The sequence below is a fragment of the Brachybacterium sp. EE-P12 genome (genome assembly GCF_003711805.1).
In the GTDB taxonomy this organism is placed as follows: Bacteria; Actinomycetota; Actinomycetes; order Actinomycetales; family Dermabacteraceae; genus Brachybacterium.
Map to the genome: position 1 here is coordinate 515,285 of NZ_QXCP01000009.1, position 14,001 is coordinate 529,285.

Below are 14,001 nucleotides of genomic sequence, written 5' to 3' on the forward strand. Positions count from 1 at the left end.
ATGTCACCGGGAGTCCGCGTGCACGGCCTGCTCCGCGTCGGGGGCGCGTTCCCAGGGGGCGGGGTCCGGGAAGTATCTCCGCAGGAAGCGTGCGAGCTCATCCCGCATGGACGGCTCGAGCGCGCTCTCCTCCGTGTTCAGGCAGAAGGTGTCGTAGCGGCGCAGCGACTCCAGGGCGTCGAGGGTCTGCGCCGCCTGCGGGGAGGCGAGGTCGACGTACTGGTAGTTCACGCCGGAGGGGATTCCTCGCCCGAGGGCGTAGGCGTACCAGTGGTGCAGGGATGCGGCGATGGACAGGTCCCCGGCGGAGCGGAACAGCGCTGCGCGCGTGCGGGCCACGGACTCGGGGTGCTCCCGTTCGATCTGCTCGGCGACGCTGCGCAGCTGCGGATGGACGGTGTGGCGGATCTTCGTGCGCACGTCCATCCCGAACCGGGCCTCGAGCAGGTCACGGCCGTTCTTGGCCGCGGCCATGATCGGCGGGTCGGCGGGAGAGGCCGGTCCGGCGTCGATCGGCAGGTCCGAGGGGAAGAAGCGCGAGATCCCCTCGGCGGCGAAGAAGTCGCCGGGGTGGGCGATGCGCCCGAACATCACGTCGTCGTTGAGATAGAGGTAGTGCTCGGCGAGGCCGGGGATCCGGTGGAGCGCGGACTCGATGGCGTGCGAGTTGAAGCGGCTGCCGCCGAGGATCTCGCGGTGGTCCACGACGTGGATCCGCGGGTCGTCGAGGCGCAGCCAGGAGGGGACCTGTCCGTCGGTGACCAGATGGATGCGCCGCACCCAGCCGGCGCTGCGATGCAGGGACCGCAGGGAGTAGCGCAGCTCGTCGGAGTTCGTGAACCTGCTCTCGTCCGTGGCCGAGGGGTGCACCGGGGGCACGTCGCCGTCGGCGCCCTGCCGCAGCGCGGCCTGGCGCCGGGCGCGCCAGGCCGGGTCCGCCCCGTCCACCCAGGTGTAGACGGCGTCGATCGGCATCCGGGGGACGGGAGGGCCGTACCGGCGCCGCTCGGGGGCGAGGCTCTCGCGCGAGGTCCGCTCCCACTGCTCGGCGTCGATCCGCCCGGGGGAGCCGTCGACGGTGCCGACGTGCACGTCCCCGCTGCGCGTCATCACGGTGATCCTCAGCTCGAGGTCCGGGGTGCGCTCGAGCTCCCGGCCGGCCGCCGCGAAGTGGGGGCGCAGCGAGATCCCCCGCCCGTCGCGCGAGGTGAGCACCTCCCAGTGAGGGGGCAGCGTCCCGAGCGCGGCACGCGCCGCCGCGGCGTCCTGCTGCCGGACGGCGATCCGCCACGCCATCCTGGGCACGGGCGGCAGCAGCACCGGCTCGAGCGGTGCGAGCACGGCGAGGACCGTGTCGAGCACCTCGCCCCGCAGGGCATGGAGGTCCGGTGCGCTGACGTCGAGTGCCTGCCGCGGCCCGCTGCGCGTCCCCGCCCACACGGCCCCTGCGTGCGGGGCCGGGAGCAGCTTCCCGGCGGCACGGCTCGCACCCCGGATCGCGTCGCCCCGCCAGAGGCTCGCGGCGCGTCGACGAAGGTGGTTCACGGGCGGACAGTCTATGGGTGATGCCTCGCCCACAGACCTCCCGTTCACCTGGCGTTCACCTTGTTATAGTCCGACGACCGGGATCCGCGAGGAATCCCGGCGTCGCATGCCGCGCGTGTGCACGCAGAGGTCCCGGCCGCACGCGTCGCTGCCGGGAGCACGTCCGAAGGGAGGCAGGTCGACGCATGGTGTTGCGCAGCTCCTCGGGCCGTCGCCTCCCGAGCACCGAGGACGGACGGTCCGCGCGCTCGTCCGGAGCCTCCCAGCCGTCGGGGCTCCCGCCCGCCCCGCCCTCCTCCTCGCATCCGGCGGCGGAGCCGCTGGTCCTGGGCACATGGACGGCCGACTCCGACGCCGGGGCGTGGGGGCAGGCCCTGCCCGCCGCCGCATGGCGCACGGTGCTGGGCGAGGCGACGGTCACGCTGCGGATCCAGGGCGGTCCCGCCGAGGTCTGGAGCGCCCGCGCCGGCCGAGGCCGTCTTCTCGCCTCGGGTGTGGCGGAGCTGGCGCTGCCCCTGAGCGTCGACGGCCCGGACTGGTTCTGGGTCGAGGGGCCGGCGGACTCGGTCACCTGGAGCGTCGAGGGCGGCGTCGAGCTGCCGCCCGTCACGGTGATCATGCCCACCCGTCTGCGTGAGGGTGACGCGGTCGCGCAGGCGCAGCGCTTCGCGCGCATGGGGATCGTGCAGCGGGTGCTCGTGATCGATCAGGGCGGGACGCTCGAGGACCTGCCGGCCTTCACCCGCCTGCGCCGCGAGCACCCGAAGATCGAGCTGATCACCCAGCCGAACCTGGGCGGATCCGGCGGCTATGCGCGCGGGATGCTCGAGGCCTCCGAGGATCCCGGTGCGGCCCTGCTGCTCTCCGACGACGACGCGGTGCTCTCCGAGGAGTCGCTGCGGCGGATGCTCACCTACCAGGCGCTGGCCGCACGGCCCACGATCCTCGGCACGCCGCTGTTCTCCTCCGCCCGCCCCACGCAGCTGCTCGCCCACACCGAGCGGGTCGACGCCCGCGCCTTCCAGTGGCGCAGCGCCGATCGGATGCGCGGCGCCGTCGACCTCGCCGGCACCACCCCCGCGGACTGGGACGCGGTGATCTCCGCCGGGCCGGCGAACTACACCGGCTGGTGGGGGACGCTGCTGCCGCCGGGGACCGTCACCGAGCTGGGCCTGCCCGCTCCCCTGTTCCTGAAGTGGGACGATGCCGAGTACGGGCTGCGGGCGACCGCGCACGGCTACGACCACGCCGTGCTGCCGGGCACCGCGGTCCATCACCCGCCGTGGAATGCCTACCGCACCCAGATGACGTGGACGGCGCGGATCCTGCACCGCAACCGGCTCGCGATCGCTGCGGCGTACGGAGCCGGGCGCGGCGTGATCGCCTCTTCGCTGCTGCACCAGCTCAAGCACGTGCTCGCCGGGCACCTGCTCACCGCCGAGCTGTGGGAGGAGGGCGTCGACGCGATGCGCGCGGGGCCCGAGGCCTGGCTGGGCAGCGATCTGCAGCGCGCCCGTGCCGACGGCGATCTCGTGGTGCAGGCCTGGCATCGGGGCAACGACCTGCCCGGCGCCCTCACGCCGACGCGCAGCACCGCGCTGCCGCTGCCGGTGGGCGTCGCTCGGGCGGTGGCTCGCATGCTCCGCCCGGAGGGGCCGCCCCGGACGATCATCTCCCTGCACGCCGACGACGTGCACTGGCGCACCACTCTGGGCGCCGACGCGGTGGTCGTCACCGACGGGACCGGCGGGGTCGAGGTGGCGTTCGCGGTGCGCGGCACGGCGATGCGCCGCATGCTCCGCCGCGTGCTGCGCTCCCATCTGGGCCTGGCGCGCAGCTGGCGGTCCCTGCGCCGTCGCTACGGGGCGGCGCTGCCGCGCCGCACCACCGACGGCTCCTGGGCGGCGCTGTTCGACGCCGTGTCCGACGCCACCGCGACCGAGAGGAACTGACCATGCCCGCTCGCGGGAACGCGCTGAGGCGCCGGGTGCGCAGCCTCGGAGGGAAGGTGCTGCGCCGCTTCCGGCTCCTGCCCGGCGGGATGCCGGACGGGATCGGCGACGACGCCGCGCTGGCCGATCGCACCCTGGACGGCGAGGTGATCGTCTACTTCCCGGACACGCTGGACAGCCTCTACCAGCTGCAGAGCTGGTACGGGCCGCTGCGGGAGCTGCACCGCGCCCAGGGCGTGACCGTGGTGTGCATGGACTCGCGCACCGCCGCGGTGATCCGGGCGGAGCTCGAGGTGCCGGTGGTGACGATCGCACTGGATGCGACGCTGGATGCGATCATCCTGCGCAGCGGCACGAAGCTGGTGCTGTACGTGAACTACAACCCGCTGAACACGGCCGCGCTGCGCTCCCGCTCCGCGATCCACGTCTCGCTGCTGCACGGCGACTCGGACAAGGTCGTCTCCGTCTCGAACCAGATCAAGGCCTACGACTACTCCTTCGTCGCGGGGCAGGCGGCGATCGACCGGCTCGAGCGGCACACCACCCTGTTCGACGCCCCGGCCCGCTGCATCCCGGTGGGCCGCCCCTCCCGGGACACGGACCCCGCCGAGGTGCAGCCCCGCACCACCTCCCGGCCGACGGTGCTGTACGCGCCGACCTGGGAGGGCGGGCAGGCCACGGCCGCCTACAGCTCCCTGCTCTCGCACGGCGTCGAGGCGGTGCACTCCCTGCTCCTGGCGGGCCTGGACGTGATCTACCGCCCGCATCCGCTGACGGGGGTGCGCGTGCCCGCCTACGGCGAGGCCGACGGCGAGCTGCGCGGGATGCTCGCCGATGCGGGCGAGCGCGCCCTGGTCAGCACCGATAGATCGCTGCAGCAGGACTTCGCGGATGCGGACCTCATCCTGTGCGACGTCTCCGCGGTCTCCGGGGACTGGCTTCCCACCGGCAAGCCGATGATCATCACCCGCTCCGCCGATCCCGCCTCACGGGACGCGGGCACCGAGCTGCTGCATCTCGTGCCGCGCCTGGACGCCTCCGAGGCCCACACCGCGGGGGCGATGGCGACGGGGATCCTCGCCCACGACCCGCTGCACGAGGAGCGGATCGAGCTGATCGAGTACTACCTCGGGGACATCTCCCCCGGCGCCTCCCTGCAGCGCTTCCTCGACGCCTGCCGGCACCTGTCCGCGCGGCGGGACGAGCTGTGGGAGCAGATCCGGGAGCAGGAGGGGCTGTAGGCCTGCGGCGCAGTGCGCCGCGCTCCGTCCCGTGCGCGCCCGCCGGGCATCCGGCGCGCCGCCGGCCCCGGGACCTCGTCGGCGACGCCCTCTCCACCTTGTAGGGTGACCGGCAGATGTCCGGCAGGTGAACCATCAGTCGGGCAGGACAGTTGAAGGATCGACCAGGAACGGCTCGCCCGGCCGCACCGTCGCGGCGGGCGTCACCACCATGTGAAGGAACGTCCATGTACTCACTGATACTGCTGAACGGGGGGATCGGGGCGCGCATCGGCGCGAATCAGCCCAAGCAGCTGCTCAAGCTGCGGGGCATCCCGATCCTCGTCTACGCGCTGATCCAGGCGGATCGCGTGGAGAAGATCAGCCAGATCGTCCTGAACTACCCCGCCGGCTGGAAGGACGCCGTCGAGGAGGTCCTGGCCGACTACGCGATCGCCACCCCGGTCACCCTCGTCGAGGCCGGCGACTCCCGCCATGCCTCGGTCGCCGCGATGCTCCCGCACTGCACCGAGGACGACGTGATCATCCACGAGGCGGCCCGCCCGCTCGTGAGCCGCAAGAACTTCGAGGACCTCATCGAGGACGAGCACGCGAACGTGTCCCTGATGACCCCGATCTCGTTCACGGTGGCGCCCGTCGATCCCGAGACCCACGAGGTCACCGGCTCTCTCGAGCGGGACCGGCTGCGCAATGTGCAGCTGCCGCAGAAGTTCTCGCGCGCAGACCTCACCTCCGCGCACGAGCAGGCCAGGCAGGACGGGAAGGTCTTCACCGAGGACGCGACCCTGGTCGCCGAGTACGGCCACCCCGTGTACTTCATCGACGGCTCGGACGTGAACTTCAAGGTCACCACGCCCACTGATCTGCGCATGGCGGGCTTCCTGCTGCGCCCGGAGGAGGAAGACGATGACTGAGACAGCTCTCGTCACCGGAGCATCGCGAGGCATCGGTCTGGAGACCGTGCGCCGCTTCCTCCACAACAGCGATTCGATCACCACCATCGTGATGTTCGCCCGTGCGTCCGAGGACTTCGACGCGGCCGTCGAGGAGCTGCGCGCCTCGAGCCCGGTGGGTCGCAAGATCGTCACCCGCACCGTGGACGTGGGCGACCGCGACGCGCTGCACGAGGCGCTCGAGTCCGTGCACGAGGAGGTCGGGAACATCGACTACCTCGTCAACAACGCGGGCTACACGAACCCGGTCCCCCTCCAGCAGGCGGAGATCGAGGACTTCGAGAAGACGATGGGCGTGAACGTGTACGCGCCCTTCCTCATCGTGAAGTGGCTGCTGAACCACGGCAACACGTTCAAGCTGATCGTCAACATCGCCTCGACCGCCGGGATCAACGGCCGCTCGGGCTGGCTCACCTACTCGGCCTCGAAGGCCGCGGTGATCAACATGAGCCAGGTGATGCGCGAGGAGCTCGCGATCTACGGCACGCGCGTGGTGTGCCTCTCCCCCGGTCGCACGGCGACGGCCCTGCGCCGCACGCTCGCACCGGAGGAGGATCCGACCACGATCATGCAGCCCGAGCACGTCGCCCGGGTCATCGAGACGCTCATCTCGCCCGTGGGCCGGTTCATCGACTCGGAGAACATCGTCGTGCGCCAGTGAGGCGCTGACGGGCCCTCTCATCGGACTCCCCGCCCCCGCTGCAGCGGGGGCGGGGAGTCCTCTGTTCCTGGCGACGGCATGCTCGCCGCCGGGGCGGCGGCGCGGGTCGAGGCCCGCACCGAGCACGGCACTCCTCTACGAGCGTCGAGCAGCGAGCGCGAACGCCTTCTTCCAGCGTCGTGTGATGTTCGAGGCCGAGAAGTCGGACTGCATCCGACGCGCACCGGCCCGGCCCATCCGCCTCGTCGCCTTCTCATCGCTCAGCAGGCGGATCAGCGCCTCTGCGAACGCTGCTCTGTCCCCGTCCGGGACGACGACGCCGTCGACTCCGTCCCGGATCAGGTCGGAGGGTCCGTAGTTGATGTCATAGGCCACGACCGGCGTGCCGGATGCGAGAGACTCCCCGATGGAGAGCGGCAGCCCCTCGTGCCGTGAAGTGTTCACGGTCGCGACGCAGCTGGCCATGAACTCCGCCCCGTTCTTCACCCATCCCCTGAAGGTCACGCGCTCCTCGATGCCCAGCTCGCGCGTCAGCGCTTCGAGATTGGGCCGGTCGGGGCCGCCTCCGCAGATGTCCAGGTGCGCGTGCGGGACCGCGTCCGCGACGATCTTCCAGATGTGGAGCAGGTCGTCGAGCCGCTTCTGCTCGGCGACGAGGCGGCTGGCGACGCCGATGCGGCCGGGCACCTTCTGAGGATCCCCCACCCCGCTCTTGTCGCGCATCACGTTGGGGATGACCACCACGTTCCCGGTGTCGCCGAAGGTCGCTCGGAAGTCCTGCTTCTGCTTCTCCGTCAGGACGACCATCACAGGCATCTCGTCGAGCTTCTTCAGCGGCGGACCGTAGTCGCCCCGGAGCTCGGAGCCCACGGTGTACGGCGCCTTGAAGACGTTCGCATGGCACATGTAGAGCCTGTCCGAGGCATCGGCATCGGTGCCGAGCAGCTTGAGCATGCTGCTGGGCTGCTCGGCGATGGCGAGCGGTTTGGGGGATGTGCTCGTGAGCACCTCGTTGAGCCATGCGGTGTGCCACGGCGTGTTGTGCCCGTAACGGATCGAGGTCCCCTGCGCGGGGTCGTGCTGAAAAGCACCGTCCTGCTTCCCCGTGGTCACCTTCAGGTGGCGCGTGGCATAGCAGCGGCCCTCGGGCGTGAAGAACCTCTCCTCGAGCATCGCTCCGGTCGCGACGTCGAGAGTGGTCTCGTGCCCGCAGAATCCTGCTTCGTCGTACTGGCGCACGATATGGGGTGATCCGAGCGCGTAGTACGTGGTCCTGACGGTGGTCCCCCCGACCGTCTGGCGGTGCTTGACGAGCCGTCCCCTCATGTCGAGATAGTGGTAGTCGACCTTGTCGCCGTCCCTGGTCTCGGAGACCGTGAGCCCGGTGGCGTCCTCGTCCTCCTCCCGCGACCAGTCCGCATCCGGGTCCTCGGTGAGCCTGCTCGCCAGGTCCTTATGGATGTTGAGCGTCTCGGCCCCCTCCGGGATGGCGTTGGCGCCTCTGCGCTCACGGATGCGCCGGTCGTAGTCGGGCTCGTACTTGAACGTCACGATCACCGGGGTCAGGCCCAGCTCCAGGAACATGTGGCACTGGTCGAGGATGGCGCCCGCCCGCCCGGCGGCGCCGAGCTCGTGGACGATGATGTAGATCTTTCGGCGATCGTGCCCCATGGTGCAGTCCTCGCAGGTCGGCGATGGTGAGGTCGTTTCTCGGTCCGGGAGAACGGCACCGCGGGTCGCGGCCCCCGTCGTGGGGATGCCCGCGGCGCCGCGGTGCCGTTCACGGTCGCTTCATCGGTCGGCGTACGCCTTCCAGTGCTCAGAGCCGGTCACGTAGGAGGAGGACCAGGGCTTCACGCCGTCCGCCCAGTGGCGGATCTTCGGGTCCTGGACGGACTCGCGGTCCGGGACGTGGGCCCACTCGTCCGGCAGGGCGCACCTCCTGGGACCTGCCACGTAGTGGAGCGCATCACGATCGTCCAGGTGGTAGAGCTCCATCGCCGGCAGGATCTGATCGCTCGTGCCCTCCTCGCGCTGGCCGGCGAGATCGAGGACCATGACGTCGGTGTCGAACGCGTCGAAGTCGAAGACATGGCGGCCGTGGATGTCCCGGTAGAACTCGTAGGCGGTCTCCGGGCTCCGGTCCATGCGTCGTGCGGCGCTGTAGAGCACCGCGAATCCGCTCGTCTCCGGGCGGGAGGTGCGGCGCGCCGCGAACAGGGCCTCGCCGAGCTCCATCGCGTCGAGCTCGTCGAGGTCCGCCGTCACGGCGGCATCGACCGGCAGCAGGATCGCTCGCTCGGCGGGGACGAGCTGCGCCAGGAGCGTCCGGTCCAGGGCTCGGGGGTCACGCACCCCGACCCGCCCCGCATCGATCGAGGAGGTGTCGATCCATCGGAGGTCGAGGCCGTCGACATGCAGATCATCGGGCCGGGGCGCTCGCGAGACCACCCAGGCCCGAAGCGGGCGGGAGGTGTGGTCCGCAGCCGAGCGGAGCACGGGCGCGAGACGTCCGAGCTGCTTCGGGGTCGGCGTCAGCACGACGTCGATCGCGTCGTCCTGCGCATCCGCCGACGGCACCGAGACCGTCGAGACCAGCTGCGCGGCGGTCGCGCCGGCGGCGGGGATCTCGACACGTCGGGCGTGCCGGGCGCGGGCGGCCTCCACCTCCGGCTCGACGGTCCGACGCCACGTCTCGTACACCTCGTCGCGGCTCTTCTTCTCGAAGATCGCCGTGAGCACGGGCTCCAGTCGATCGCGCATGGCCGAGCGCATCGCGTCGAAGTCCTCCGTCGACAGGCGGAACAGGCCGTTGAAGCGGACGTCCGCGTTGTTCTTCGGCTCGAAGTCGACCTTCAAGCCCAGGGAGGTGGTCGGGAGATAGCAGTGCAGGCGTGTGGTGACGACGTCCGTGTAGTTGCGGCGGTAGCGCTCGAGCACCTCGACCGCGTCCCACATGTTCGCGGTGAAGTCGCGCTTCTTGACCTCGCCGTAGGACTGCTTCACGTTCTCGTGCCCCTCGGGGACAGGGCTGCGCGCGACGTCGACGTAGACCGTCGCGGGCTCCGGCTTCTCCTCGAGGTCCGGGAAGACGGTGTTGACCGTGGTGGTCAGGCAGCCGGAGAAGAACGCCGGGACGTCGAGCGAGAGCAGCAGGTCGACCGTCGTCCAGTCACGGCAGCCGATGGGGGCATGCGCCCGCAGGTACTCGAGCGACTCGTCGGAGAGCAGAGCCCGCTTGCTGCAGTGGAAGGAGACGAAGATCGGGTTGAGGTTCCGGTGCAGCGGGAAGTCGTAGACCTCGAGACCGAAGAGGGAGTGCATGTGCCAGCCGAACTCGAGCAGCCAGGTGTTCGGCGGGATCGCCTGGTACGTCGTGGAGTCCCGGTCGATCGTCAGGAGGTCGACGTCGGCGGAGACGCCCTTGCGTCGCAGCTCCGGACGCACCCGCTCCTGCATGGAGCTCACGAAGTCCACGACACCCTCGTCCCCGTGGAAGCGCAGGTCCTGATGCCGGACGACGTGGCCGAGGGAGGCGAGGGTCTGGATCTGATCGCCGATGTTCTGGGAGGCACGACCGCGCCCGGGCTGCACGTAGTCGATGAGACCGAAGGAGACGTGGCCGTCGTCGGCGGCCGCGCCGTCCTGGCCTCGACGGGCGCCCACCCAGCGCCTGCCCCAGTCGAGCTCGTCCTGACCTGTCTTCCAGCCCGCCTTCTCCGCGGGCGTCGTGTACGCGGCCGAGGTCTTCGCGAAGGCCTCGTCGGCGAGCTCGAGCTCGTCGGCGACGAACAGGTGGCGGTACACCTCGAACCAGGTGCGGGCGGTGAACTTCCGATCCTCGGAGAGCCAGGCGCGCGCGACGTCGACTCCCCGGGCCTGATCGGCGGCGAAGAGCGTCCTGATCCGTTCGAGCGGGGCGTAGCGCAGCGCCGCTTCGGCATCGGCGGCGTCGAAGTGCTCCAGCGCGAGCGAGGAGTGGTCGCGCGAGGCGGCGACGATCCCTGCGGCGAGGTGACCGGCGGCGGCGGTCGTCTCGTCACGGACCAGTGCGTCGACGAGCGACTGCGCCTCGTTGAGCCGCTTCTCCTTCAGCAGGGCGCGGACCCTCTCCGCGGCGGCACGGTCCAGCCCCTTGCCCTGCATGATCGCGCGCATCAGCGGATCGGCGGACTTCTTCTCGACGCTCTTGCGCACGCGATCGGCGACGGACGTCGACGGCACCTTCGCCGGCGGCGTGCCGACCTCTCTCCCCTCGGCGGCGGCGAGGAGCTGCTCGTACGCCTCCGCCCAGTCCTGCGATCGAGCTGCGTCCCGCAGCTGATCCTTGGTGGCGATGGGCAACCGCGATGCAGCGAGGCGGCGGAGCCGTCGAAATCTCGGCACGTGGATCTCCAGACGAAGGTGGACAACAGGTGATCGCAGGGAGTCTACAAGGCGACCTTCCGCCCTCCCGGCACAGTCGCCCCGCACCGTGCCGAGGGCCCGGGGCTGCTCCTGAGACCGTCGTCGGAATGCTGCCTGCCTGGCTCAGGAGGCGACATCCCGCGGCGGGGCCTCGTCATGACGGCGTCAGAGGCCCAGCAGCCGACCGAGACGACCCGTCGTCGACGCGGATGAGCGCGGGGCGCGGATCGCCGGCCCGTAGTGATGCGTGTGCAGCAGGCTCAGGAGCGGGTAGGGCTCGCCGTTGATCCTGGCGTCCCGGACGACCGTGTACTGGCCCTTCTCCCGCACCGCATCCCCGGAGACGACATCGCCGGCGGCGACCCGGACCCGCATGTCGGCGGGCATCTCCTTCGAGTGCCCCGGGTACGCCTTGAGATATGTGTCGTGGGTGCAGGTCCATGTGCGTGGAGCCCGAGCGGGTGCCTGGTACGTGGCGATCGCACCCCGGAGCGCACGTGCCCAGTGGACGGCGGCCACCGGGCCGTTCATGTGGTGGTCCTTCGGATTCGGGTTCCGCATCCGCTCGTCGACGACACCGGTGCCGGGGTCGAGCACGTCGTCGTCGATGTCGACGTACGGCAGCGAGCGTGCCTCGGCCTCGTGCCTCAGCGCGGCGTTGTACCGGAGCGTCAGGTCGGTGCGCTCCCGCTGGGTCGCGGTGATCGAGCTCCGCTTCGCCACCACCTCGCCCACCTGGTCGTCGTCGGTGATGGTGGGCAGGGTGGCACCGGTGATGATGATCCGACGGAAGCCCAGACCCCTGAGCTCGTCGACGAACTCGAAGTAGGCGTCGATGGAGTTCCTCATCTGCTGCTCGACCGGCTCGTCGTACTTGTCGGCCCGGTACCAGATCACGTACCCGCAGTCGACCTCGCCGAGATGGAGGACCACGATCGCCTTGCGCGGCTTGTCCCGGATCCAGTCGCGGAAGCGCCCGAGGGCGTTCGTCTTCGCGTTCGGGTTCCGCATGCCCACGGCGGTCGCGCCGCCCACCTCCACGCCGGAGAGCTCATGCGGTGAGAGGAGCCCGAGCTTCGCGGCCTTCTTGAAGTAGCGGACATGACTGTCCCCGAGGTGGTAGACGGGGAGCGGTGCGGAAAACATCGTGCGATCGTAGACGTGCGACGTGGTCGGAGGACACAGCGCGCGGGCGTGTCGATCATTACTCCGGAGCTGGAGGCGCACGTCACTTCTGCGACGCGGCGTGCCTCTTCCTGTCCGCGACGAACTGCTTGTAGCTGCCGCAGACCTCCCTCGGCTCCCCATCCATCACGAGCTTTCCCTCGTGGATCCACAGCACACGGGTGCACATCGACTGGATCGTCGCGAGCGAATGGCTGACCAGGAAGACCGTGCCCGCTGATTCGCGGATCTCGTCCATCTTCGCCTTGCTCTTGGCCCGGAAGCCGGCGTCCCCCGTGGACAGCGCCTCGTCGATCATGAGGATGTCCGGGACGGCGCTGGCGGAGATCGCGAAGCGCAGCCTGGCACCCATCCCGGAGGAGTACGACTTCATCGGGAGGTTCACGAACTCGCCGATCTCCGCGAACTCGACGATGTCGTCGAAGCGCTCCTTGACCTCGTTGCGGCTGAGGCCCAGGGCGAGTGCGCCGATCATGATGTTCCTGGCACCGGAGAGGTTCTTCATCAGAACGGCGTTCACGCCGAGCAGCGCCGGATTCCCCGCGACATGGACGGTGCCGGAGACGGGCGGGATCAGGCCGGCGATCGCACGGAGCAGTGTGGACTTGCCCGAGCCGTTCACGCCGATGATCCCGATCGCCTCGCCGTGGTTCGCCGCGAAGGTGATGCCCCGGACGGCCTTGACCTCGCGGATCGCCGGCTGCTTCGCACCCCGGCGCACGAGACGGTCCAGCAGCCCCCAGTCCCGGGCAGGGCCGTGCCCCACCTTCTTCGCGCCGAAGACGCGATAGGAGACGTGCAGGTCGTTCACGAGCAGGGACAGCCGATCCGAGTCGACCTGCAGCGCGGGAGCGTCGCCGAGGTCCTCGGGGTCGACCTCGAAGTCGACCTCTTCCTCGATGTCAGTCACGTCCGTACCTCTCCTCCCCTGCCCAGAAGAACAGGAAGCCGACGACGCTGAAGAGCACCGCCCAGATCACGCCGAGCAGCCACATGAACGCGTCCGGCGGGTACGCGGTCTCGTTCAGGATCGAGGACCGCACCAGGTAGAGGTAGACGGCCACCGGCTGATACTCCATGAGCCAGCCCCAGCTGAACTGGCTCACGAAACGGTCCACGGAGAAGATCACGCCGGAGGCGTACATGAGGATCCGGATGACGTGCGGCAGCAGGTTGTCGATGTCCGGGGTCTGCGCGACCAGCCGTGCGGAGATGAAGGCACAGCCCGTCGAGAACACCCAGGTGAGCAGCACCGCGACCGGCAGCAGCAGCCAGTACCAGTCGATCGTGACCCGCCCGGCGATGGGCAGGAATCCCGAGAAGTACGCGATCACGCACATGACCACGAGCGCCGGCCCGAGGACCGTCAGCTCGGCGAGGACGCCGGCGGTCGGCAGCACGGCCCGTGGGAACTGCACCGAACGCACCAGGTTCATGTTCTTCTGCAGCGAGTGCGCCCCCGCCATCACGGAGCGTTCGAAGAAGCGGAACATGAACACGCCCACCACGATGAACGCGATGGTGTTGTCGATGCCCTCGCGGCCGACCTTGAGCAGGAAGCCGAAGATGAGCACGTACACGAGCGCGTTGATGGTCGGCGAGATGAGGGCCCACACCTGACCGAGGTAGGTGTTCTGGTTGTCCGACTCGGCCTTGGCGATCGCCATCGTCTGGACGAGCGGGCGGTAGCGCCACATCTCCCGGAAGTAGGCGCCGAGAGGGGGACGCACCCCGATCTGCTCGAGGTGGTTGTCGGCCACGGCCTTGTCCACCGAGTCCCGGTCGAAGGTTCTCTCCAGCGGCGCAGGCGGTGCAGGCGGGGCGCTCGGCCCTGACTCGTCGACGGTCAAGACGCAGCTCCAATCTCGCCGAGGCATTGCTTCACGGTCACGACCGGTCGCAACCTGGCGTTCATCATAACGACGCGTTCCGTTCTCCTCGGATCCGCGCGACGGACCTCACTCCGGTGCGGTCGGGGCTCCTCTCGTGCGCGCACTGCTGCGAGGCCCTCCCCCGCCGAGGCTCGACTCCGCGGCCAGGAGCGGCGCGGAGCCTCC

At 70.1% G+C, this 14,001-nt stretch carries 10 protein-coding genes; 4 read left to right on the forward strand and 6 right to left on the reverse strand.

Annotation, left to right across the window (positions count from 1 at the left end; genetic code table 11):
* Nucleotides 1–3: 3 nt before the first annotated feature.
* Entirely contained in the window at nt 4–1,545 is a 1,542-nt protein-coding gene (locus tag D1648_RS14650) for a stealth family protein (protein WP_122943144.1), read from the reverse strand.
* A 185-nt stretch (nt 1,546–1,730) separates the two neighbouring features.
* Here D1648_RS14650 and D1648_RS14655 point away from each other — a divergent pair, with 185 nt between their 5' ends.
* The 4 genes from D1648_RS14655 (at nt 1,731) to D1648_RS14670 (ending at nt 6,352) form a co-directional block, all read left to right on the forward strand.
* Nucleotides 1,731–3,497, forward strand: a complete 1,767-nt coding sequence (locus tag D1648_RS14655) for a glycosyltransferase (RefSeq protein ID WP_122943146.1) — start codon at nt 1,731–1,733, stop codon at nt 3,495–3,497.
* Between the two features lie 2 nt (nt 3,498–3,499).
* Nucleotides 3,500–4,738, forward strand: coding sequence for a CDP-glycerol glycerophosphotransferase family protein (locus D1648_RS14660; protein WP_122943149.1), 1,239 nt, complete (start codon nt 3,500–3,502; stop codon nt 4,736–4,738).
* A gap of 227 nt (nt 4,739–4,965) precedes the next feature.
* Complete coding sequence (locus D1648_RS14665; protein WP_122943151.1) at nt 4,966–5,652, forward strand: 2-C-methyl-D-erythritol 4-phosphate cytidylyltransferase; 687 nt, start codon at nt 4,966–4,968, stop codon at nt 5,650–5,652.
* A complete protein-coding gene (locus D1648_RS14670; RefSeq protein ID WP_122943153.1) occupies nt 5,645–6,352 on the forward strand; it encodes an SDR family NAD(P)-dependent oxidoreductase in 708 nt (235 codons plus the stop codon). Before D1648_RS14665 ends, D1648_RS14670 begins: the two co-directional genes overlap by 8 nt.
* A gap of 135 nt (nt 6,353–6,487) precedes the next feature.
* On the opposite strand, the gene D1648_RS14675 is transcribed toward D1648_RS14670, so the two are convergent.
* From D1648_RS14675 to D1648_RS14695, 5 genes are all read right to left on the reverse strand, one after another.
* Nucleotides 6,488–8,023, reverse strand: a complete 1,536-nt coding sequence (locus D1648_RS14675) for a glycosyltransferase (RefSeq protein ID WP_122943155.1) — start codon at nt 8,021–8,023, stop codon at nt 6,488–6,490.
* A gap of 120 nt (nt 8,024–8,143) precedes the next feature.
* On the reverse strand, nt 8,144–10,696 hold the full coding sequence (locus D1648_RS14680; protein WP_122943157.1) for a hypothetical protein: 2,553 nt from the start codon (nt 10,694–10,696) through the stop codon (nt 8,144–8,146).
* A 228-nt stretch (nt 10,697–10,924) separates the two neighbouring features.
* On the reverse strand, nt 10,925–11,905 hold the full coding sequence (locus D1648_RS14685; protein WP_164518736.1) for an SGNH/GDSL hydrolase family protein: 981 nt from the start codon (nt 11,903–11,905) through the stop codon (nt 10,925–10,927).
* A gap of 82 nt (nt 11,906–11,987) precedes the next feature.
* Nucleotides 11,988–12,854 (reverse strand): ABC transporter ATP-binding protein, encoded by an 867-nt coding sequence (locus D1648_RS14690; protein ID WP_122943161.1) that lies wholly within the window; start codon nt 12,852–12,854, stop codon nt 11,988–11,990.
* The gene (locus D1648_RS14695; RefSeq protein ID WP_241155515.1) at nt 12,847–13,794 is read right to left on the reverse strand and encodes an ABC transporter permease; all 948 of its coding nucleotides are present in this window, start codon (nt 13,792–13,794) and stop codon (nt 12,847–12,849) included. The genes D1648_RS14690 and D1648_RS14695 overlap by 8 nt, the downstream gene beginning before the upstream one ends.
* Nucleotides 13,795–14,001 lie beyond the last annotated feature (207 nt).